The sequence below is a fragment of the Mycetocola sp. genome (genome assembly GCF_046716805.1).
GTDB lineage: Bacteria > Actinomycetota > Actinomycetes > Actinomycetales > Microbacteriaceae > Mycetocola_A.
In genome coordinates, this window is record NZ_JBKJWH010000019.1 from 24,395 (window position 1) to 43,807 (window position 19,413).

Genomic DNA, 19,413 nt, shown 5'->3' on the forward strand with positions numbered 1-19,413 from the left:
CGGGGGCTGCCGCACGGCGTTGCGCGGGTGTTTTGGTGCTGCGCGGGTGCTTTTTCAACCGCGCAGCGACGGTTGACCAGCGCTACCCGGTTCGCGTGACAGCTGCGGGTGCCGCCGGACCTGCCGCGTGTCATCCGTCGATGCGCTCGAGAAGCGTCTTGAGCGCATCGCGGATGTCGTCGTAGTCGTTCTGGCCGGCCCGGCTCTCAGCCGAGATGACACCGCAGCGGTGAATTGTGGTGAAGTCGCCGATCGGGAACTTGTAGTGGCCCTTCGTGTCATCCGGATGCTCGTCGTCGACACCGAGGTACCAGTCTGAGTAGTCGGACCAATCGTGCTTGTCGAGGAAGGCGTTCTCCTTCTCCGCGGTCGGGGCGTGCTCGCTCCAGTCGTCCCGCTCGTCGCGCTCGACCTTCCCGTCGTCGACCAGCTTCTTCGCGTGGCGGAACGCCCGCTGGTTCAGTTTCACAGCCATGTGGCCTCCCTTTCTCCGCCCAGCCAAGCGGTGCAGGTACGGGCGCGCAACCCGGTTGGAACCCGCGCATAGGATTGGGCTTTCGGCTCGTCATCTCCAGTGATGCGTAGTCACTCGAGGAGGAGACAATCGTGGCGGAGCGCGACTCCAGGCTGTGGACGACCGGTTTCGTGCTGGTCGTCATCACCAATTTCTTCATCGCCATGGTGTTCTACCTGCTGATGACGACGATGGCGCTCTACGCCGTCGAGCGCTTCGACGCGAACGACGTCGGTGCGGGTGTGGCGTCGAGCTCGTTCATCCTTGGTGCCGTGATCGCCCGCATCTTCGCCGGCAAGTTCCTCGACTTCGTCGGTCGGCGACGGATGATCCTTCTCGCCCTCCTCGTCTACGTGATCGCCGGTATCCTCTACATCCCCGCCGACAACCTCGCTCTGCTGCTCGGAATCCGTACTCTCCACGGAATCGCTTTCGGTGTCGCGAGCACGGCCATTGCGGCATCCGTCATGTCATTGATTCCGCCGGGCAGGCGCGGCGAAGGAACGGGGTATTTCGGCATCTCAGTCACGCTGGCCACCGCTGTCGGGCCGTTCCTCGCTGTCGTCCTGATTCAGTCGGTGACCTATGAGGCCTTGTTCGTGCTGTGCTCGGCCTGCGCGGCGGTGGCGTTCGTCCTCGCGCTTTTTCTGCGGCTCCCGGAGTATCCGCCGACGCCGGAGCAGGTCGCCACCCAGTGGCGGATGCGCCCGACCGACCTGTTCGAGCCGGCTGCGCTCGCCGTCGGCAGCGTCGCCTTTCTCGCCGGATTGGGCTGGTCCGGGGTGCTGGCGTTCCTGAATTCCTTCGCCATCGAGGAGGGCCTGGTCTCGGCGGCCAGTGTGTTCTTCTTGATCTACGCGGCCGCGGTTCTGTTCTCCCGCCTCGTCGTCGGCCGGGTGCAGGACCGGTTCGGAGACAACGCGGCCGTCTACCCGACGCTGCTCGCCTACGCCGTCGGCCTCGCTCTGCTCGCCTGGTCGCCGAACTCGTTCGTTCTGGCGGCGTCGGCCGTGTTCATCGGCCTGGGCTTCGGCGCGCTTCTGCCGTGCACGCAAGCGATCGTTGTCACGATGTCTCCGCCGCACCGGATCGGCGTCACCACGTCGACGTTCTACTTCCTCCTCGACGCGGGCACAGGCGTCGGCCCGTTGCTGCTCGGCCTGCTGCTCGCGGTGACCGGCTTCCACGGAATGTACGCCGTGCTCGCCGTTGTGATCCTTCTCTCCGCCGTGCTCTACCACTTCGTGCACGGGTTCCGGAGATTCCGCCGAACCCCGTCCACTGCCTGAGCCGCCGCGCCTCGCGCGGGTGTTTCCGCTGTGGGCGGGTGTGTTTTTCACGCGCGCCGGGCCGTTCGACCCGCGCGGAGCATCCGGAACTACCAGCGCCGGCTGCTCGTCGAACGGCGGCTGCTCGTCGAACGCTGATCGCTCATGCCGAGGCGTCGACCGACCACGTACGCGTTGACGCCACCGAGCAGCAGCCAGCTCAGGCCGCGTCGCGCCGCGCTCTTCTCCGTACCGTGCCAGCCGCCGGTCACCTCCGCGTCGCCGTCGGGTGCCGGTCTGTAGAGGATGCCAGGGGTCGCCGCCGCGGACTGGTCGCGTGACAGGTGCGTCTTCTCGGTCTGCACAGCCATCTGAGCCTCCACGGCGACGGGTGTCTTGCGGTGCCGGCGCACCAGTGCCGGGCCGGCAACTCCGCCGACGATCGATGCGACGTTGACGAGGTGTCGCCTGCCTTGCCCGGTCATGACCTTGAGCGCCGCACGTGCCCCGTACACGTAGCCGAGGATGTTGACGTCGAGACCCGGCGGAGGTCACCGATCGGCATTTCGAGGAACGGTGCGAAGACGGAGACGGCGGCGTTGTTGACCCAGACGTCGATCCGGCCGAATTCGTCCACGGCTCGGCTGGCCAGCGCGTCGACCTGGTTCGCGTCGGTCACGTCGGTCGGTACCGCAAGAGCGCGACCGCCGAGTTCTTCGCACTCATCCGGCGGGAGTCGGATCAATGCGGGCGGTTCTCGCCCGTGACCGCAGCCGCGCGGGTGTTTCGGTGCTGCGCGGGCGCTTTTTTCCCCCGCGCGAAGCCGCCCGACCCGCGCGGGGCATCCGCGTCAGCGCGTCGTTTCGATCGTGATGCCGCCGTTCGTCGTCTGGGCGGTGATGGTGTGATCGGCCCGGCGGTCGCTCGGCACATCCTCGGTGTCGACGCGACCGTTGGTCGTGTCGGCCTGGATGTCGTACCCGGTGCCGTCATCGGGGACCTCGACGCGGATGGCCCCGTTCGTGCTGTTCGCGGTCACTTCATCGGGCGCCTCGGCGAACGACAGCTGCACGCCGCCGTTCGTCGTTTGCGCCTGCACCTCGGTCGACGTGGAATCCTCGACCTGGATCCGTCCGTTCGTCGAGCGGAGCATCAGCGCGCCGCTGGACTGCTCCACCTCGATGCTGCCGTTCGTGGTCGACAGGTTTAGGTTCCCGGTGAGGCCGTCGGCGGTGATCGCGCCGTTCCGCCCGTCGACGGTGACGTCGAGGTCGGCGGGGAGGGCCACGTCGATCCGCACCCGGCAACGGTTGAACACGAAGAAGCCGCCCGGGCATCCGCCGCGAATCTCCGTCTCGCCACCCTCCGTCGTGACCTCCAGCGACGGTTCCCTGCCGGAGGAGGCGCCGCGCATCGTGGCGTGGATCTCGTCGTCGTCACTGACAGACAGGCGAATGGATGCGTTCGGGGCGTCGATGAGGACGCTGGATCCGGCATCCGCGTCGACACTGTCGCTCACCGGTTCTCCCCGGAAGGCGTTCACCGCAGCGACCGACCCGGCGATGATCAGCGCGAGAACCAGCAGCGGGATGCCGACGAACAGCAGGACCAACACTGCGGGTGAGAGGCGGCTGCGCGGCGGCGGTGGGAGGGGATGGGGCGACGGCTGAGCCGGAAGCGGCGGTGGCTGCTGCGGCGGTTGCTGTGGTGGGAGCGTCATGGCGGACCTCTTCCTCGTGGATGTCTGGAGGGGTGGCTGAGGTCGGGTCCCGGTCGCCTCAAGGGTAGCGAGAGGCGGCGCGCTCGGGGAGGGGTTCCGTGCGTTCCCGGTCGTATCGGCCGGGTCGGCGAAAGTCCTCGTGAGGGCTTGCGGGTGGCCACATCCGGACTTATATTCAACTAACAGGTTGATAAAGGAGTTAGTTGATCATGAATGCTTCCGAGGAAGCCGAACACCGGCTGGATCGTGCGTTCATGGCGCTGGCCGACCCGGTACGGCGGGCGATCGTCGCACGGCTCAGTCGTGGGCCGGCGACGGTGAACGATCTCGCTGAGCCGTTCGACATCACGAAGCAGGCCGTGTCGAAGCACATCCAGGTGCTCGAGCAGGCCGGGCTCGTGAGCCGATCGAAGGATGCGCAACGCCGGCCCGCTCACCTCGTACCCGAGGCGCTGGAGCAACTGACCGCCTGGATCGACACCTATCGGCTCACCACCGAATCAAGCTTCCGCCGGCTGGACGCCGTCCTCGCCGGCCTCAACGCAGACGTCACCACCCCAACACAGAGGAAGGAAGAGAAATGACGAACCCAACCACAATCACGCTTCCGGAGGGACTGCCGTTCATCGAAATCGTGCGCGACTTCGACGCCCCGGTTGAAGCCGTCTTCCGGGCGCACACCGATCCCGAGCTCGTCAAGAACTGGCTCGGCCCGCGCGGCTACGAGATGGAAATCGATCGCTGGAATCTGGTCCCCGGCGGCGGTTACCGCTACGTGCACCGTGACGGCGACGACGAGTACTGGTTCAACGGAGTCGTGCACTCCGCCTCGATCGAGGACGGCATCGTGCAGACCTTCGAATTCGAGGGCTTCCCTGGCGTCGTCAGCCTCGAGTCGCAAAAGCTCGAGGACCTGGGCAACGGTCGCACCCGGGTGATCGGGCACAGCGTGTACCCGACGCTCGAGGCGCGTGACGGCATGGCGCAGTCCGGCATGGAGCAGGGCGTCAACGACGGCTACGAGCGGCTCGACGAGCTGCTGGCGAAGGCGTCCAGCTCGGCGTGAACGGATGCTTCACCACGCGAAAGCGGGACGGGCTCGGCGAGTCCGTCCCGCTCCCGTGTTGGTCGTACCTCGACAGGCTCAGCACCCGACGAGCGCCAGCGAGCGCATCGAGGCCGGGATCCCGATCCGGCCGCGGGCGGCCTACTCGATCAGCGACGAAGGCCGCCGGTTGCGCGGTTCCGGCGGCGGCGGCACTGCCTTCGCCGCGATCACCGCGGTGAACGCGATGGTCTCCAGTCCGCGCTTCGTCGCAACCGCGCAGTGAGTCTCGTCGGCGCGGAGGAACCAGCCGAGGGCATCCGTCGCCTGACCGTCAGGCAACCGGTGTCGCACCACGACGCGGGTTCCCTCGGGCGCTGAGCGGAGGAACGCGACAGCCTCGTCGCCTAACATGCGGATTTCGGGGTGGGGGGCAGCATTCCTCCAGCCTGCCATCTGCTGCCGGGCCACGCCGGTCGTTCGGTGCTGTTCGCAACTTCGGAGATTCGGCGGCGACCCGTCCCTCATGCGTGCATAACTGCCCGCAGCCAGCAATTTTCCGCAGTTACCAACGGCACCGAACCCCTAGCCGAGCCGTCGAGCCCCGGCGTACCCTGATCTCGCCACAACGATCGACGAAGGGACCCCCATGCCTGACATCACGGTCACGACTCCCGGCGCACCCTGCTGGCTCGAGCTCACGACCTCAGACCCCGCCCGCTCGCAGGAGTTTTACAGTGCGCTCTTCGGCTGGGACGCCGAAACGGGCGATGAAGTGCTCTACGGCGGTTACGTCAGCTTCAGTTCGGGGCACCGGCGCATCGCCGGAGCCATGAAGAAGCAGGACGACGCGCCCTACCCCGACACGTGGTCGGTCTACCTGCTCACAACGGATGCCGAGGAGACGGCCGCCGCGATCGCTGAAGCGGGCGGGATGAACATGTTCGAACCGTTGAGCGTGCCGGAGATGGGTGTGATGGGATTCGCCACAGACGGCACGGGCGCGACCGTCGGCTACTGGCAGTCCGGCAAGCACACCGGGTTCCAGGTTGAACGGGAGCACGGCGCTCCGGTGTGGTGCGAGCTGCTCGCCTCGGAATTCGACAAGGCCGTCGAGTTCTACGAGAAGGCGTTCGACTGGACCCTCAAGAACGAGGACACTGGAGACGACTTCCGCTACATGGTGTTCGAGAAGGACGGCCAGCAGCTCTGCGGCATCTACGACGCAGCCGAGATGCTCGCCGGCGAGCCGCCCAGCTGGGCCGTCTACTTCGGTGCGACGGATGTCGACGCGACGGTCGCGAAAGCCGTGGAACTCGGTGCGACGGTCAAGGACGAAGCCTCGGACACCCCGTACGGGCGAATCGCCTCAGTGACCGACCCGACCGGGGCGGTGCTGCGGGTGATGTCGATCTGAGCGGAGCAGGCGCCGCGACGAGATGACAGTTCCGCACCGAAAACCCGCCGAAACGAGAAACATGGGTGCGTAACTGCCATCTCGCGAACGGATGCCACGGGTCAAGCGCTCCACTCGAGCAGGCGGTCCAGCGGCCAGGTGGTCACGATCCGTTCCGCCGGGATGCCGATCGCCTCGGCGCGGGCGGCACCCAGGTCGAGCAGGCCGAGCTGTCCCGGTGCGTGCGCGTCGCTGTCGATGCTGAACAGGCATCCCGCGTCGAAGGCGATCTGCAGGAGGTCGTCGGGTGGATCCTGCCGTTCGGGCCGCGAATTGATCTCCACGGCGACGTCGTTCTCGGCGCACGCCGCGAACACCGTGGCCGCGTCGAACGCGGATTGCGGCCGGGTGCCGCGGCTGCCCTGGACCATCCGGCCGGTGCAGTGACCGAGCACATTCGATTGCGGATGCCGGATGGCTGCCAGCATCCTTTCGGTCATCTCCCGGGATTCCATCCGCAGTTTCGAGTGGACGCTGGCGACGACGAGGTCGAGCCGTCCGAGCACCTCGTCGGTCTGGTCGAGTTCGCCGTCGAGGAGGATGTCCACCTCGATGCCGGAGAGCATCCGGAAGTCGTCGAATGAGGCGTTGAGTTCGTCGAGTTCGAGGAGCTGTTGTTCGAGCCGCTCGGTGCTGAGCCCGTTCGCGACCCGGAGCGACGGCGAGTGATCGGAGGCGACGAGGTAGTCGTGGCCGAGGCGCTGCGCGGTGCGCGCCATCGAGGCCAGGTCTGTGGTGCCGTCCGACCAGGTGCTGTGGCTGTGCAGGTCGCCCTTGAGCTTCGCCCGCAACTCGTGCCCGGTGTCGGTGACCGGGCCGCCGATGCGCTTGCGGAGGTCGGCGAGGTATTCCGGCACACCGCCGGCGACGGCCTGCTCGATCACCGCGTACGTGGTCGAGCCGATGCCCTTGGCGCGTTTGAGGCTTCCGTCGGCGACGCGAGCGGCGATGTCGTCGTCAGTCAAAGGAGCGATGGCGACGATCGCTGAGCGGAAGGCCTTGGTCTTGAACGGCGAGGCGAGGTCGCGTTCGAGGAGGAAGGCGATCTCGTCCAGCGCTTCTGTCGGTCTCATGGCAACTCCGCTCTGATCGGCCGAACCGGTGGTTCAGGTTCCCAGCATGGCATCGGCGGCGAGAAGGAGCGAGTGGCGCTTGGGCGTGCCATGCTGGAAGGACCACGACAGGAGACCCGGCCCGATGAAGCTCACCGCACGCTTGCTCAACAGCCGGAGAGCCGTGCGGGTGCCGCTGCCCATCTTCCGTGCCGGGTTCGGCTGGATCTTCGGTGGGCGGCTGATGATGCTCGAACACCGGGGCCGGTTCGCAGGGCACTGGCGCGAGGCGATCCTCGAGGTGGCCGAGCGTGAGTCGAAGGATTCCCTGCTCGTCGTGTCGGCCCTCGGCCCGAATTCGCAGTGGTACCGCAACCTCCGGGAGTTCCCGGTCTGCCGGGTCAGCGTCGGGTTCGTCCGCCGACGGGACGCCCGAGCCGAACTGCTCTCGGCCGAGGACGGGCGCACCGCGTTCGCACGGTACGCGTCGAAGCATCCGGCGACGTATCGCGCGCTGAAGCGCGCCATCGTGGAAGCTACCGGTGACGCCGAACCGGAAATCCCTGTTGTCCGGCTGACCCTGCGAACGGGGCGTCGCTGACCGCGCCGTCGTGGCATCCGCTCGTCAACGGCCCTCGAGGATCTGTTTGAGATTCTGAAGGTCCTTCTGGTTCGCCGCGCGCATCGCCCTGGCCATCAGCGGTGCGGTTACTGGTAGGTGATCAGGTCGGGTGCGGGGGAGACGGCGCCCATGGTCTGCTCGGGGGTCAGCATCGGCAGGTCTTCGTCGTAGAAGTTTTTCCAGCCCCAGTGGATGCCGGTTGGCGCGTCCCGGTGCAGGTTCGCCCAGGTTGCCTGCTTGTCACCCTGGCCGCCCTGCCCGTCGGCGTGGATGAGCACCGCAATCTCGGGCCTGGTGAGGTCGAGCGAGGTGCGGTCGGAGATCATCGCCGTCCGGAACTGGTGCAGCACGAGCATCTTCTGCGGCAGTCCCTTCTCGTTGGTGAGGTCGGCGAGCCAGGTGGTCACGCCGTTGACCTCGGCGGCGCTGACGGTGCCGATCTGCCGAAGCGGCACCTGGTCGGGGCCGAGCCGCCACTCAGGGTCAAGAGCGAGCCCGACGTTCGGCAGTTCGAGCAGCGGCTGGTACAGCTTCGCCTGGGTGAGGAAGTCGGTGCGACCCGGCTGCAGGTCGATCACCACGTACAGCCCGGCGGCGGCTGCGGCGTCCACGAAGGGGCGCAGGTCTTCGATCGGCAGCTCGTTCGAGAAGTTGCCGTCCTTGCCGGCTTGAGCGGCGGCGACCGTCGCGATGATCTCGAACATGGGCACGACGGTCTTGTCGGTGAGCGCCGAGTATGGGGCTGCGACGTCGCGGGCGCGCTGCACAGCGGCCTCGGCGCCCTGTTCGCCGAGGACGCCGAGGACGCCCGTGCTCGGCGTGCCGTACAGGGCAACGAACTGGTGCTGCGGGAACAGCAACTGCCCGCCGCCGGGCAGTTGGAGGCCGCTTCTCGCCGTGCGGATCTTCCAGTCCAGGGCCGGCTGGGCCGCGAATTCGGCGCCGATCGTCAGTGTTTTCGTCGTCGCCGACGCGTGAAGTGCATCGACAACGGATGGGTGCGCCTGCGGGTTCACGGCGTCCGCTGGAACCAGATGCACCGGAACACCCGCTGCGCGAGCCGTCGCGATCGAGGCGAGATGCGCGGCGCCGTCCACCGCGAGTGCGACGGTGTCTTCCAGCGGCGCGGCCGGCGTGGGCAGCGGAATCGACTCCGACGCGGACGAATCGGTCGCAGCGGCTGATTCGTAGGCGGCGATGCCGGCGGCGAAAACGGCGGGATCCTCGGTGGCGGCCGTGTCGAGATCGAGGCCGGTTGTCTGGGAGATCGCCTTGGCGCTTGCCTTCACCCGTTCAACGGTGAGGTCCGAGTTCTCGCCGTCCGGCATCGGCTCGACCTTCCCGATCACGAGGGCGTCGGTGGTGCCCAGCCGCTCGAGTTCGGACACCAGTGCGGCAGTGCCGTCCTTCTCCGTAGCCGAGGAGGGGCCGGGTGTTGTCTCGGCCTGGGGTTCGGCGGTCGCGCTCTCCGGCTCCGGGGCTTTTCCTGCGGCGCCGATCAGAAGCGGGACGCCCAGGCCGATCGCGGTGCGAGCCGCCAGTTCCTGCACGTTCGGGTCGCCGGTCGGGGCGATGACGACGACGGGGGAGGAGTCGAACAGTTGCCGACTGGTGGCGACCGCTGCGTCGATGTCGTTGGCGGCGTCGATGACGGTGAGGGAGGCATCCGGGTCGGATGTCTTCACCGCTGTGCTCACTGGAGCATCGGGCGTACCCGCGGTGCACGCCGTGAGCGCGAGGAGCCCAACCAGGGCCAGGGCGGTAGGGCGCGCGAGCCGGGTCATCAGTGACATGCCCCCACGGTATGTCACCCGGATGAGGGCGGCGACATCTCGCCCGCGTGGCGTGCGGATGCGTCGAACGGGCGTGTCGGGCGCAAGGTAGCCCTGGTTGGCGGGATCCGCAAGGGCGTTGCCCTTCTTTTTTCGTCTGCAAGAGTGAACCAACTGACGCACGGGGGGGGTGAAGTCATGAACCGCACACGGTCTGACTCTCTCGCGCCAGTCCGGCTGCTTCTTCTTTCTCTCGGCCTAGCCGCCGTTTGGATCGTGATCAGCTTCTTCGTCGGCACCGATTCGGCCCACGCCGACGAAGCCGATTCGCGCTCGCTTCTGGGGAGCACGTTTTCGGATGTCTTGAGCGCTGCCGGGACCGCGACCCCGGTCACTGCTTCACCCGCGGTCGCGGTCGTTGTGGTGCCTGCCGTTCGTTCGGTGGTCGTCGAAGCGGCCAGCGCCACTCCGGTCGTCGCCGTGATCACGCCGGTGCTCGCTCCCGTCGTCGCCGTGGACACGCCGGTGCACACTCCCGTCGTCGCCGTGGTCACGCCGGTTGTCGCGCCGGTCGCCGCAGTGGTCACTCCGGTGACCGGCTCGGTCGGTCCGGTCGCGGACTCTCCCACACTCGACGGTGAATCCACCCCGGGTGTCTCTGCCGACCTCGCCGGAATTGCCGAAGGCGACGGAATGATCCCCCTTCTCCCTGTCGCTGAGCGGGTGTCGGCATCCCCGTCTACGTCTATTTCGGCGTGGGTCGCCGACCTTCACTCCGGGTTGGGCGTCAACCCTGCAGCGCAAGCCCGCACTTATCCGGACCCGGTGCCCCGGGGTCCGGCGAAGAACGGGACCGCGGCATTGCCGAGCGTTCTCGCGGCAACTGGCGGAACATCGGGTGGCCCGACAGGCCCATCTGCCGCAGCCGAACTCTCATCATTGGTTTCGTTGGCCCTGGTCTCAGGTGCCCTCCTTTCCCGTGCCGAGAACGACACGCTACCGGCGCCTCTCCCACTGGAACTCTCGACTACTCCTGACTGACGACGGTTCGACCTGCGATTTCTGCAGGAAACGAATCCCGCCCTCCCGCCTGTGGAGGAGCATCCGTCATGTCAATTTTGAGGAGTAGAACCATGAATCGAACAATCGCGAGGTGCCTCTACGGCGTCCTCTTCGCCGGGGGATTGACCCTCTTCGGCGCCACGGCGGCCCATGCCGCCGACACGTCCGGCGACAACGGGGTGCTCTCGGGCACCGCCGTCGACGCCGTCGTATCCGTCCCGGTAACCATCGGCGGCAACGCCGTCTCCGTCGTCGGGGATTCGACCTCTGATGGCGCGGTTTCGACCGCCGCCCCAGCGGTTGCGCCGGTCGGCTCATCCACATCGGGAAATGACGCAATCGCAAGCGGCAGCCAGGTCGCCGGAGTAGTGAGTGTCCCCGTCACAGTCGGCGGGAACGCCGTCAGCGTCATCGGGGATTCGTCCTCGACGGATGCCGCCACTCCGGCCCCGGGATCCGCGCCGTCAGAACCCGGCCCGGTGACGAGCGGCAACGACAGCGTCGTCGGCGGTAGCCAGGTTGCGCCTGTCGTGACCGTCCCCGTCACCATCGGCGGCAACGCCGTGTCGGTCCTGGGCGACTCCTCGTCGTCCGGCTCGACTACCGGCCCAGCCTCGGATGCTCCCCCTCCGGATGCTTCGTCCTCCACGACCAGTGGCAACGACAGTGTGCTCGGCGGAACGCAGGTTGCTCCGGCGGTCTCGGCTCCGGTCAATGTCGGCGGTAACGCGGTAAGTGTGCTCGGCGACTCGGCTTCGACAGGTCCGTCGACCGGTGCTTCCGTGCCGGCTGGTTCGTCAGCTCCAACGACGTCGGGCGACGACAACGGGCTCGGTGGAACCGCAATAGGTTTCGCAGGCACCGCACCGATCCGCACCGGCTTGAACAGTATGGGGTCCATCGGCACCGGCGTCAGCCACACCACCGAGGACGCCACCATCGGACGTCCGTCGGCTGCTGCTGTCACGCTCGTGGCGGCATCCGCTGGGCCGAACCTGGCCGACACGGGGTTGAAGGAAGCGTCGATTCTGCTCTGGTTCTCGGCCCTGATGCTGCTGGCCGGAGCGGCTGTGACACTCCGCGGACGTCAGCGCGCCGTGCAGCGAAGCTAGCCCGAAGCGGAAAGTCCCGGCCGGCTCACGCCGACCGGGCCTTCGGCCTGCGTACGTCGATTCCAAGGGACGCAAGGTGCTCCCACAGCGCGGATAACGACGTTGTGCGTCCCTCGAACGACACGTCCGAGCTGACCAGGGGTTGACCCGCCCTCGACCAGGGACGGACAGTGTGGGCATGAGCACCCGCACCGACACGACGAGCCAGGCCGGGGCACGCGCGCCCGGGCAGCGCGAACCCACCGCGCCCGGTTTCGAGCGCCTCGACGCCGAGTACGTCCTGCCGCTGCGCTGGTCGGAGTATCGCACCGGCGACGTCCTGGAACTGACCGACTACCTCGTCCGAATCGCGCCGAATCTCGACGTGACCGTGGTCGACGGGTCACCGGACGACATCTTCGCCGCCCACCATCAGTTGTGGGCCGACCTCGTGCGGCACGTGAAGCCGGACGGCGAGGCCACCGCCAACGGGAAGGTCGCGGGGGTGATGACCGGCATCCGCCTGGCCCGGCATCGCGCCGTGATCCTCGCCGACGATGACGTGCGCTATGACCGGCCGAGCCTCGAACGGATGGTCGCGGAGCTCCACGACGCGGACCTCGTCCGGCCGCAGAACTACTTCACCGAACTGCCCTGGCACGCGCGCTGGGACACTGCCCGCAGCCTGATCAACCGTGCTGTGGCATCCGATTACCCCGGCACCATGGGCATCAACCGTGATCTCGTGCTCGAACTCGGCGGCTACGACGGAGACGTGCTGTTCGAGAACCTCGAACTGATGCGCACGATCCAGGCCGCTCACGGCCGGGAGCGCCGGGTCGACGACCTCTTCGTCGGCCGGGTGCCGCCACGCGCGGCGCATTTCGGGCGACAGCGGGTGCGGCAGGCGTACGACGACTTCGCCCAACCGGCCAGGCTGGTTCTCGAACTCAGCCTTCTGCCGCTGCTGGCGTGGAGCATCCGCCGGCCGTTGCGACTCGCCGGTGTCGCGGCACTCGCTGCGGCGCTCGCCGAAGTCGGCCGTCGGCGAGCGGGCGGCAGCCGGGTGTTCCCGGCGACGAGTGCACTGTGGGCGCCGGCCTGGCTGCTCGAACGAGCCGTCTGCGTCTGGGTCGCCGTCGGCTCACGGATGCTCGGCGGCGCGAAATACGGCGACGCACGGCTGAAGACGGCGGCGCATTCGGTTCCCGCGCTCAGGCGGAAGCTCACGCGGGCGGACGGCCGGCCCGGCCGGGGACGTCGCTCGACGACATCCCGTCCCAGGTGACGGATGCCGCGGCATCCGTTTCGCGATCCCGGTCGCTATGCGGGTGCGGTGCCCGCGAGCGCACTCCGACGCGCTCGCCGGTACGCCGTTGGGCTCATGCCGTAGGCCCGCGAGAACGCCGTGCTGAAGGTGAACGCACTGCTGTAGCCGACTTCAGCAGCCACCGTCGCGGTGGTGGCGTCCGAGCCGACCAGACGATCGGCGGCCAGGGCGAGGCGCCAGCTGGTCAGGTAGCTCATCGGTGGCTGCCCGACCGTTGAACTGAACCGGGCGGCGAACTTCGCCCGCGACACGTGCACCCGGTTCGCGAGTTCAGCGACGGTCCAGGCGGCTGCCGGGTCGTCGTGCAGCAGCGTCAGCGCCCGGGAAATGAGCGGATCACTCGAGCCAGCGACCCAGCTCGGCGCGGTGCCAGCGGGCCGGCGGGCGAACGCACGCACCACGTGCAGCAGCAACAGGTCCAGCAGCCGGTCGATCGCGCTGCCCTGGCCGAGGTCCGACGATGAGAGTTCCCGTTCCAGGAGCGCGACGAGCGTGGCATCCGTCTCATCCGTGTCGAAGACGGCGAGCTGAGGCAGAGCGGATGCCACGAGCTGGCCCACGGCAGCCTCGCTCGGGTAGGTTCCGATGAGCAGCACGGTCTCTCCGGCGGGGTCGTTGCCCCAGGTGCGAACGCCCTGACGCATCGTCGTTTCGAGATGCTCGCCGTCGGGGGTGCGACAGACCTGGTCGGTGCCGATGATGACGGTGGGGTCCTGGTCGGGCCGGTCGGCGACGCGATACGGCTCCGGGCCGCGGACGGTCGCTGTCTGCCCGGGGCTCAGCAGCTGGGGAGGACCGGCCTGCGGAACGAGCCAGGCGCTTCCACGCACGGGGACGATCAGCGTCAGCGCCGCCTCGTCGCGCACGTCGATCGCGAAGGGCGGCGCCATCACCACGCGGAGCGAGAAAGCGTCGTGGGCGCGCGGGTCGGTGAAGAACCGGGAGAGTGGGTCCATGCGCCGAGTCTAGACGATGGGAGATGAAAACGAGACACGCAACTATTCTCCGTCCATCCTGAGCCGAGGAGGATCGAGGCATGACCACAACACACATCTCCCCGCCTGTCCTTCTCGCCGGCGGCATAACGACGTCCGTTGCCATTCAAGGGACGCAAAACGTCGCCCTGACCGCGGATGACAGCATCTTGCGTCCCTCGAACGAACGCGTTGAGTCCGCCATGCGCGGTGCGCGATGATCGGGTGGGTGCCGGTGGTCGCCGGGGTCGGTTCCGCGGTGGCCGGCGGGTTCTACGTCGCCTTTTCCGCCGTGGTGATGCCCGCGCTCCGCCGCCGGGCGCCGGCCGATGCCGCCGCGACGATGGTCGCGATCAACGAGAACGCTGAGCGCGCACCGTTCATGACGGTGTTCTTCGGGGCGGCGGTGGCATCCGCGGCGACGATTGCCACCGCGGTGGTGGACCCTCAGCCTGCCTCGCCGCTGCGCATCGTCGGGGCCACGCTTTACCTGGCCGGTGTGGTGTCGACGATCGCAGCGAACGTGCCGCTCAATCGGCGCCTGGCGGCGGCTGGCGAGAACCGGGCCGCACAGTGGCCCGGGTTCGTCCGGCCGTGGACGCGGCTGAACACTGTTCGAGCTGTCCTCTCGATCGCCGGAGCGGTCGCGCTCCTGGTGCGGATGCCCTGAGCCGGCACCGCTAGATCCGCCGGGCTGGCGGTCTGCGCCTCATGCAACGATGGAGGTTCGAGTGTTCGGAGGCGGGATGACAGCGGCAACGATGACAGCGGCAATGATGAAAGCGGTCGAATACGAGGGCGCCGGGGGACCCGAGGTTCTCCGGGTCGTCCAACGCCCCCGACCGGAAGCGGGTGCCGGCGAAGTGCTGATCAAGGTCGTCGCTGCCGGGCTGAACCGGGCCGACGTGCAGCAGCGGCGCGGCGTGTATCCGCCGCCGCCCGGTGCATCCGACATCCCTGGCCTGGAGGTCAGCGGCACCGTCGCCGCGGTGGGACGTGACGTTGCCGGGTTCGAGGTGGGAGCATCCGTTTGTGCGTTGCTCACCGGTGGCGGCTACGCCGAATACGTCGCCGTGCCGGCCGGGCAGGTGCTGCCGGTGCCCGCGGGGATCGGGCTCGTTGATGCGGCCGCTCTGCCCGAGGTGGCCTGCACGGTATGGTCGAATCTGTTCATGAATGTCCGCGTCGCTGCCGGCGACTGGGTTCTGATCCACGGCGGCGCCGGCGGGATCGGCACGATGGCGACGCAGATGGTGGCGGCGTTCGGCGCGCGCCCGGTGGTGACCGCGGGCAGCACGGAGAAGCTGGAGTACTGCCGCGGTTTCGGAGCCGTCGGCGGCATCGACTATCGGCACGAAGACTTCGTCGAGCGGATGCGGGACATCTCCGGCGGGCACGGCGCCGACGTCATTCTCGACGTGATCGGTGCCTCCTACCTGGACCGGAACATCCGTGCCCTGGCCTTCGGTGGTCGGCTGGTCGTTCTCGGACTGCAGGGCGGAACGAAAGCGGAACTCGACCTCGGCCTGCTGATGTCCCGGCGTGCGAGCGTGCTCGGCACGACGCTGCGCGCCCGGCCGGCCGAGGAGAAGGCGCAGGTCGTCGCCCAGGTCGCCCAGAACGTGTGGCCGCTGGTCGAAGCGGGCACGGTGCGCACCGCGGTGGAGGCCCGTTACCCGATGGAGGAAGCCGCAGAGGCGCACCGGCACTTCGATTCCGGCCGGCACACCGGAAAGATCCTGCTCACGATGTAGTTCCTCGTTCATGTCAATGCCCTTGAGGGGTGTCAGTGGCTGGGGGTTGAATGGTCCCGAGGGATGCCATCGGGCATCGACCGTCGGGGAGGATGCCATGAACGATGCGATGGTATGCGGAGGCGTTCCGGCGTCCGGTGGGCCCGCGGCAGATCACTCCTCCCTCGCCGACTCGCTCGACGCCGAGGGCCTGTTGGCCCTGCTCTCCTACGAGAAGTCGCACGGCAACCGCGGTCCCATCGTGCAGGCGCTGACCGAGCGGCTCGCTGCCGTGCGCAGTGGCACCGAACCGGCAGGTCCGCTGGGCGATCAGCTGCCCTCGAGCCTCGTCGAGTGACCGATGGGTTTTCGTTTCACCGCGCCGCTGTGGGCGTGGGATGGGGACGCCCCCTGGTATTTCGTGACCGTGCCTGCGGAGCAGAGTGATGACATCCGTGACCGCCCGCGGATGCCGCGTGGCTTCGGTTCCGTGAAGGTGCGGGTCACGGTCGGCGGTTCCACCTGGGACACCTCGGTGTTCCCGGACAGCAAGGTCGGCATGTACATCCTCCCGGTCAAGAAAGCGGTGCGGGTGGCGGAGGGGCTCGGTGAGGGCGATCCGGTTGAGGTACGGCTGGAGTTGCTGGAGCTGTAGCGCCTGACGCTCCCCGGGTCGTACAGGCTCGGCAGCCGGGCCGCTCGGTGCCGAGCGAGGACGTGAGCACGCGAGCATGCGCCGCTCAGCAGGAGATTTTGTCTGCTTCGAACATTCAACAGGAAGAAAGGGCCACTTTCGGCCGGCCGGTCCGGTTGAGTGTTCGCAACCACTCGACCTGGACCACGCCTGTCGGGTCGATTCGCGCACGTCGACGTGCCGCCCGGAACCTGGACACGCCATGGCGCCGGCCGCTTGTGTTCGCTAGCCTCCCCTCATGTCGGAGGATGCCACGGGCGCCCGCGAAGAAGACCTCGAGCGCCTTCCGCAGGGCTGGACGCGGCTCGGACCGCACCACTGGACCACCCCGTTCGTCGTGCGGGTCGGATCCGTATCTTTCGCGGTCTGCTCCTTCGTCGTCGTTGTGGCGCTCCAGTTCTTGCAGGACCTTCCGTGGCCCCGCGCCGTTGTTCCGGTGCTGATCCTGCTGGCCGGACTGGCGGCATCCGGTCTGCTCTTCGTCACCGTGCGCTTCCCGCAGCCGTGGGTGAATTTCGACACCGGCGAGATCCGGACGGGGCGCCGAACGGCATCCCTGGCGGAGATCGACTCGGCCTGGCTGTTCGCCACGACGTCACAGAACACGCGGATGCTGACGTTCCGGTTCGGTGTCGCGAAGGGTCCGCAGGTCATGGTGTGGCTTCGCGACCGGAAGGGTCGGCTGCTCGATCCGGAAACGACGCGGCTCATCGTCGCTGTACTGAAGCGGTCGAACGTGCGGATGCCGGTCTCCAAGGACGACCCGACCGGGCGGTTCGCGCGGTACAACTTTCCCGGACAGTTGACCCTCGATGCTGCCATCGCCGTGGTCGAGTCGCCGCCCGGCCCGAAGGACCCGTTGCCTGTCGTGTCGCCGGTGTGATCTCGGATTCCGCACGATTAGCAGGAGATCGCACGCTTTTCAGGACCGAAACCGCGAAAGCATCCTGCACATCGTGCGATCTCCTGTTTTGCGGATGCTAGCGCTGGCCGAGCAGCTGCCCCATAGCCTTGGGCACCGCAACGTCGGCCGGCACCAGCCGCAGCCCGACATCCGTACCGATCGGCTCCCGCTGGCCACCCGAGTGCACCACATCGTCGCCGACCACCGTCAGTTGGCTGGCATGGCAGCGCAACGCCGCCGTCACCACGTCGAAGTGCTCGGTCAGCGAGAACCACTCAGCGTCGGCGGCCGGCGCCTCGAGCAGCTCGGCAAACGGAATCTCCAGCGCAGCGGATGCCGCCAGCGCGGCATCCCGGATTCTCACGTGATCGGGGTGGCCATATCCTCCACCCGAGTCGTAGCTGATCACCAGCGACGGTCGCTCCGCGTCCAGAAGCGCGGTCACGTCGTCGACGACCTCCCCGAGCGGAGCGACCGAGAGGGCGTCGGCATCCGCATCATCCGCGGGGCCGGCCAACCCGGGCCGAATCCAGGTCATGCCTGAGTCCCGGTAGCGCCTCGACGGCATTCCGACGGCACGAGCCGGTGCCTCGCCGAGCCAGTGTTGCTCAGCGATTCCAAGCGCAGCGACGGCTCCCGCCAGCTCGTCCTCACGGGCGCGGGTCAGAGCATCCGGGTCGGTCGTAGTGGGCAGCGCTCCGGCGACGATCTCGCCGCGTTCGCCCCGGGATGCGGTCAGCAGCGTCACCCGGACGCCCCGCGCCACGAGTTCCGCGATGAGCCCGCCCGAGGCGAGCGTTTCGTCGTCGGGGTGCGCGTGCGCGAACAGCACCGAGGAGACGCCGTCGAGGATGCCGGGCGTCAGAAATGCGGTCACGAAGCGGCCCTGACCCGCGAACCAACCAGCCGGGCGTACACGTCGGCGGTCGCGGCAGCGGTGCGGTCCCACGGAAGGGACACGGCGTGAGCACGCCCTGCGGCGCCGAGCCGAGCGGAGAGCGCGTCGTCCTCGAGCAGGCGGCGCACGGCATCCGTCCACGCGGCGGGATCACGGGAATTGACGAGCAGTCCGGTGACGCCATCCTCCACCGCTTCGAGAAGTCCACCGGAGGCAGTCGCGACAACCGGGATGCCGCTGGCCGCGGCTTCGAGGGCGACCAGCCCGTAGGTCTCGGAGTGCGACGGAACCAGCAGCATCCGGGCGGATCGAAGCAGGGCGGCAAGGTCCTCGCGGGACTGCGGTCCGAGAAAACGGATGCCGTCGCCCAGCCCGTGCGCGTCGGCGTGCGCCCGCAGCACGGCGGGGTAGTCGTCGTAACCGGTGGTCGGCCCCCCGGCGATCACGAGCTGCGGTCGGATGCTCGCCGGCAGCGCCGCGATCGCCTCGATGGCGAGGTCGAGGCCCTTGAGTGGTTCCAGCCGGGCGGCAACCACGATGTAGCCGGGACGCTCGGGTGGCGCAGGAGTGGGAGAAAAGAGGTCGCCGTCGACACCGGGCGAAACGACGAACACCCGCTCGGGCAAGGCGCCGAGCCGCTGCACGACCGTGTCGCGCTCGGCCGTGCTCACGGTGATGATCGCGTCCGAGCGCTGCGCCAGGTGCGCTTCGCCGAGCATCCGACCGGGGGACTCCGGGCGTTCCCCGTCCGACAGCGGGGTGGACGGGTCGGCGGCGATGCTGTGGAAGCTCTGCACGTGCGGGATGCCGCGGGTCGTCGCGTACTCCAGCGCGGCCATGCCCGAGAACCAGTGGTGCGAGTGGACCACGTCGTATGGTCCGAACGGTTCCAGAGCTCGCCGGAAGTCGGCGATGAACGCCTCGTGGTCGCCTTTGATGCGGCGTTCGGCTGGTCCGGCGTCGAGGTGGCGGAGGGTGAGCCGCGGAGCGAGCTCGATGGCGGCCGACGCAGACGGGTCGGTGCGACGGGTGAGGATCTCAACAGTGTGGCCTAAGGCGGCGAGCGCGAGGGCGGTGGACCGGACGGCAACGTTCATGCCGCCGACATCGCCGGTACCTGGGTCGTCGGCGGGCGACGTATGCAGGCTGATCAGGGCGATGGAGAGGGTCACTCCGTGAGTTTACGGTGGCTGGCTGGGTGTTCCTTCGGCGGACGGCGATCTGGCTCCGGCCGCGGGCGGCCTGCTCGAACAACGGACGCAACGAGGAGGGCGGGGG

General features: G+C 68.1%; 24 protein-coding genes. 14 read left to right on the forward strand and 10 right to left on the reverse strand.

What is annotated here, in order from left to right:
- Positions 1–130 precede the first annotated feature (130 nt).
- Positions 131–475, reverse strand: coding sequence for a hypothetical protein (locus tag ACLQ62_RS01625; protein WP_411719913.1), 345 nt, complete (start codon positions 473–475; stop codon positions 131–133).
- Positions 476–606: 131 nt separating this feature from the next.
- Between ACLQ62_RS01625 and ACLQ62_RS01630 the strand changes: the two genes are divergently transcribed.
- Complete coding sequence (locus ACLQ62_RS01630) at positions 607–1,803, forward strand: MFS transporter (protein WP_411719914.1); 1,197 nt, start codon at positions 607–609, stop codon at positions 1,801–1,803.
- Between the two features lie 89 nt (positions 1,804–1,892).
- Here the strand turns inward: ACLQ62_RS01630 and ACLQ62_RS01635 are convergent, their stop codons facing one another.
- The 3 genes from ACLQ62_RS01635 to ACLQ62_RS01645 form a co-directional block, all read right to left on the reverse strand.
- A complete protein-coding gene (locus ACLQ62_RS01635) occupies positions 1,893–2,297 on the reverse strand; it encodes a hypothetical protein (protein WP_411719915.1) in 405 nt (134 codons plus the stop codon).
- On the reverse strand, positions 2,264–2,527 hold the full coding sequence (locus tag ACLQ62_RS01640) for an SDR family NAD(P)-dependent oxidoreductase (RefSeq protein WP_411719916.1): 264 nt from the start codon (positions 2,525–2,527) through the stop codon (positions 2,264–2,266). The genes ACLQ62_RS01635 and ACLQ62_RS01640 overlap by 34 nt, the downstream gene beginning before the upstream one ends.
- 105 nt (positions 2,528–2,632) lie before the next feature.
- On the reverse strand, positions 2,633–3,502 hold the full coding sequence (locus ACLQ62_RS01645; RefSeq protein WP_411719917.1) for a DUF4097 family beta strand repeat-containing protein: 870 nt from the start codon (positions 3,500–3,502) through the stop codon (positions 2,633–2,635).
- A gap of 209 nt (positions 3,503–3,711) precedes the next feature.
- Here ACLQ62_RS01645 and ACLQ62_RS01650 point away from each other — a divergent pair, with 209 nt between their 5' ends.
- Together ACLQ62_RS01650 and ACLQ62_RS01655 are read left to right on the forward strand one after the other, a co-directional pair.
- Positions 3,712–4,086: an ArsR/SmtB family transcription factor gene (locus ACLQ62_RS01650; protein WP_411719918.1), complete on the forward strand. Its 375-nt coding sequence runs from the start codon at positions 3,712–3,714 to the stop codon at positions 4,084–4,086.
- Entirely contained in the window at positions 4,083–4,568 is a 486-nt protein-coding gene (locus tag ACLQ62_RS01655) for an SRPBCC family protein (RefSeq protein WP_411719919.1), read from the forward strand. Before ACLQ62_RS01650 ends, ACLQ62_RS01655 begins: the two co-directional genes overlap by 4 nt.
- A 141-nt stretch (positions 4,569–4,709) precedes the next feature.
- On the opposite strand, the gene ACLQ62_RS01660 is transcribed toward ACLQ62_RS01655, so the two are convergent.
- A complete protein-coding gene (locus ACLQ62_RS01660) occupies positions 4,710–4,961 on the reverse strand; it encodes a hypothetical protein (protein WP_411719920.1) in 252 nt (83 codons plus the stop codon).
- Positions 4,962–5,196: 235 nt separating this feature from the next.
- Here ACLQ62_RS01660 and ACLQ62_RS01665 point away from each other — a divergent pair, with 235 nt between their 5' ends.
- A complete protein-coding gene (locus ACLQ62_RS01665) occupies positions 5,197–5,964 on the forward strand; it encodes a VOC family protein (RefSeq protein ID WP_411719921.1) in 768 nt (255 codons plus the stop codon).
- A gap of 101 nt (positions 5,965–6,065) precedes the next feature.
- Here ACLQ62_RS01665 and ACLQ62_RS01670 read toward each other — a convergent pair whose 3' ends face one another.
- Positions 6,066–7,076 (reverse strand): PHP domain-containing protein, encoded by a 1,011-nt coding sequence (locus tag ACLQ62_RS01670; protein ID WP_411719922.1) that lies wholly within the window; start codon positions 7,074–7,076, stop codon positions 6,066–6,068.
- A 124-nt stretch (positions 7,077–7,200) separates the two neighbouring features.
- On the opposite strand from ACLQ62_RS01670, the gene ACLQ62_RS01675 reads away from it, so the two are divergent.
- The gene (locus ACLQ62_RS01675) at positions 7,201–7,656 is read left to right on the forward strand and encodes a nitroreductase family deazaflavin-dependent oxidoreductase (RefSeq protein WP_411719923.1); all 456 of its coding nucleotides are present in this window, start codon (positions 7,201–7,203) and stop codon (positions 7,654–7,656) included.
- A gap of 107 nt (positions 7,657–7,763) precedes the next feature.
- Here ACLQ62_RS01675 and ACLQ62_RS01680 read toward each other — a convergent pair whose 3' ends face one another.
- Complete coding sequence (locus tag ACLQ62_RS01680) at positions 7,764–9,470, reverse strand: hypothetical protein (RefSeq protein ID WP_411719924.1); 1,707 nt, start codon at positions 9,468–9,470, stop codon at positions 7,764–7,766.
- Between the two features lie 177 nt (positions 9,471–9,647).
- Here ACLQ62_RS01680 and ACLQ62_RS01685 point away from each other — a divergent pair, with 177 nt between their 5' ends.
- The 3 genes from ACLQ62_RS01685 to ACLQ62_RS01695 all read left to right on the forward strand — a co-directional run bounded on the left by ACLQ62_RS01685 (position 9,648) and on the right by ACLQ62_RS01695 (position 12,890).
- Positions 9,648–10,490, forward strand: coding sequence for a hypothetical protein (locus ACLQ62_RS01685; protein ID WP_411719925.1), 843 nt, complete (start codon positions 9,648–9,650; stop codon positions 10,488–10,490).
- A 92-nt stretch (positions 10,491–10,582) separates the two neighbouring features.
- Positions 10,583–11,623, forward strand: a complete 1,041-nt coding sequence (locus ACLQ62_RS01690) for a chaplin family protein (protein WP_411719926.1) — start codon at positions 10,583–10,585, stop codon at positions 11,621–11,623.
- Between the two features lie 178 nt (positions 11,624–11,801).
- Entirely contained in the window at positions 11,802–12,890 is a 1,089-nt protein-coding gene (locus tag ACLQ62_RS01695) for a glycosyltransferase (RefSeq protein ID WP_411719927.1), read from the forward strand.
- Positions 12,891–12,925: 35 nt separating this feature from the next.
- Here the strand turns inward: ACLQ62_RS01695 and ACLQ62_RS01700 are convergent, their stop codons facing one another.
- Positions 12,926–13,888 (reverse strand): AraC family transcriptional regulator, encoded by a 963-nt coding sequence (locus ACLQ62_RS01700; protein WP_411719928.1) that lies wholly within the window; start codon positions 13,886–13,888, stop codon positions 12,926–12,928.
- Between the two features lie 80 nt (positions 13,889–13,968).
- Here ACLQ62_RS01700 and ACLQ62_RS01705 point away from each other — a divergent pair, with 80 nt between their 5' ends.
- From ACLQ62_RS01705 to ACLQ62_RS01730, 6 genes are all read left to right on the forward strand, one after another.
- Positions 13,969–14,127 carry a hypothetical protein gene (locus tag ACLQ62_RS01705; RefSeq protein WP_411719929.1) on the forward strand — a complete coding sequence of 53 codons (159 nt, stop codon included), beginning with the start codon at positions 13,969–13,971 and terminating at the stop codon, positions 14,125–14,127.
- Entirely contained in the window at positions 14,124–14,576 is a 453-nt protein-coding gene (locus tag ACLQ62_RS01710) for an anthrone oxygenase family protein (protein WP_411719930.1), read from the forward strand. Before ACLQ62_RS01705 ends, ACLQ62_RS01710 begins: the two co-directional genes overlap by 4 nt.
- A gap of 76 nt (positions 14,577–14,652) precedes the next feature.
- Positions 14,653–15,660, forward strand: a complete 1,008-nt coding sequence (locus ACLQ62_RS01715) for an NAD(P)H-quinone oxidoreductase (RefSeq protein WP_411719931.1) — start codon at positions 14,653–14,655, stop codon at positions 15,658–15,660.
- 97 nt (positions 15,661–15,757) lie between these two features.
- On the forward strand, positions 15,758–15,997 hold the full coding sequence (locus ACLQ62_RS01720; protein ID WP_411719932.1) for a hypothetical protein: 240 nt from the start codon (positions 15,758–15,760) through the stop codon (positions 15,995–15,997).
- Between the two features lie 3 nt (positions 15,998–16,000).
- On the forward strand, positions 16,001–16,294 hold the full coding sequence (locus ACLQ62_RS01725; RefSeq protein ID WP_411719933.1) for a DUF1905 domain-containing protein: 294 nt from the start codon (positions 16,001–16,003) through the stop codon (positions 16,292–16,294).
- 277 nt (positions 16,295–16,571) lie between these two features.
- Positions 16,572–17,216 (forward strand): hypothetical protein, encoded by a 645-nt coding sequence (locus ACLQ62_RS01730; protein ID WP_411719934.1) that lies wholly within the window; start codon positions 16,572–16,574, stop codon positions 17,214–17,216.
- A 97-nt stretch (positions 17,217–17,313) separates the two neighbouring features.
- Here the strand turns inward: ACLQ62_RS01730 and ACLQ62_RS01735 are convergent, their stop codons facing one another.
- On the reverse strand, positions 17,314–18,114 hold the full coding sequence (locus ACLQ62_RS01735) for a PIG-L deacetylase family protein (protein WP_411719935.1): 801 nt from the start codon (positions 18,112–18,114) through the stop codon (positions 17,314–17,316).
- Positions 18,111–19,307, reverse strand: coding sequence for a glycosyltransferase (locus tag ACLQ62_RS01740; RefSeq protein ID WP_411719936.1), 1,197 nt, complete (start codon positions 19,305–19,307; stop codon positions 18,111–18,113). Before ACLQ62_RS01740 ends, ACLQ62_RS01735 begins: the two co-directional genes overlap by 4 nt.
- Positions 19,308–19,413 lie beyond the last annotated feature (106 nt).

Excerpts from the sequence above, each read along its gene's own strand:
- ACLQ62_RS01625 (WP_411719913.1), bottom strand. The coding sequence starts at position 475 with ATGGCTGTGAAACTGAACCAGCGGGCGTTCCGCCACGCGAAGAAGCTG.
- ACLQ62_RS01645 (WP_411719917.1), bottom strand. The coding sequence starts at position 3,502 with ATGACGCTCCCACCACAGCAACCGCCGCAGCAGCCACCGCCGCTTCCG.
- ACLQ62_RS01650 (WP_411719918.1), top strand. The coding sequence starts at position 3,712 with ATGAATGCTTCCGAGGAAGCCGAACACCGGCTGGATCGTGCGTTCATG.
- ACLQ62_RS01655 (WP_411719919.1), top strand. The coding sequence starts at position 4,083 with ATGACGAACCCAACCACAATCACGCTTCCGGAGGGACTGCCGTTCATC.
- ACLQ62_RS01660 (WP_411719920.1), bottom strand. The coding sequence starts at position 4,961 with ATGTTAGGCGACGAGGCTGTCGCGTTCCTCCGCTCAGCGCCCGAGGGA.
- ACLQ62_RS01665 (WP_411719921.1), top strand. The coding sequence starts at position 5,197 with ATGCCTGACATCACGGTCACGACTCCCGGCGCACCCTGCTGGCTCGAG.
- ACLQ62_RS01670 (WP_411719922.1), bottom strand. The coding sequence starts at position 7,076 with ATGAGACCGACAGAAGCGCTGGACGAGATCGCCTTCCTCCTCGAACGC.
- ACLQ62_RS01675 (WP_411719923.1), top strand. The coding sequence starts at position 7,201 with ATGAAGCTCACCGCACGCTTGCTCAACAGCCGGAGAGCCGTGCGGGTG.
- ACLQ62_RS01680 (WP_411719924.1), bottom strand. The coding sequence starts at position 9,470 with ATGTCACTGATGACCCGGCTCGCGCGCCCTACCGCCCTGGCCCTGGTT.
- ACLQ62_RS01685 (WP_411719925.1), top strand. The coding sequence starts at position 9,648 with ATGAACCGCACACGGTCTGACTCTCTCGCGCCAGTCCGGCTGCTTCTT.
- ACLQ62_RS01690 (WP_411719926.1), top strand. The coding sequence starts at position 10,583 with ATGAATCGAACAATCGCGAGGTGCCTCTACGGCGTCCTCTTCGCCGGG.
- ACLQ62_RS01695 (WP_411719927.1), top strand. The coding sequence starts at position 11,802 with ATGAGCACCCGCACCGACACGACGAGCCAGGCCGGGGCACGCGCGCCC.
- ACLQ62_RS01700 (WP_411719928.1), bottom strand. The coding sequence starts at position 13,888 with ATGGACCCACTCTCCCGGTTCTTCACCGACCCGCGCGCCCACGACGCT.
- ACLQ62_RS01705 (WP_411719929.1), top strand. The coding sequence starts at position 13,969 with ATGACCACAACACACATCTCCCCGCCTGTCCTTCTCGCCGGCGGCATA.
- ACLQ62_RS01710 (WP_411719930.1), top strand. The coding sequence starts at position 14,124 with ATGATCGGGTGGGTGCCGGTGGTCGCCGGGGTCGGTTCCGCGGTGGCC.
- ACLQ62_RS01715 (WP_411719931.1), top strand. The coding sequence starts at position 14,653 with ATGACAGCGGCAACGATGACAGCGGCAATGATGAAAGCGGTCGAATAC.
- ACLQ62_RS01720 (WP_411719932.1), top strand. The coding sequence starts at position 15,758 with ATGAACGATGCGATGGTATGCGGAGGCGTTCCGGCGTCCGGTGGGCCC.
- ACLQ62_RS01725 (WP_411719933.1), top strand. The coding sequence starts at position 16,001 with ATGGGTTTTCGTTTCACCGCGCCGCTGTGGGCGTGGGATGGGGACGCC.
- ACLQ62_RS01730 (WP_411719934.1), top strand. The coding sequence starts at position 16,572 with ATGTCGGAGGATGCCACGGGCGCCCGCGAAGAAGACCTCGAGCGCCTT.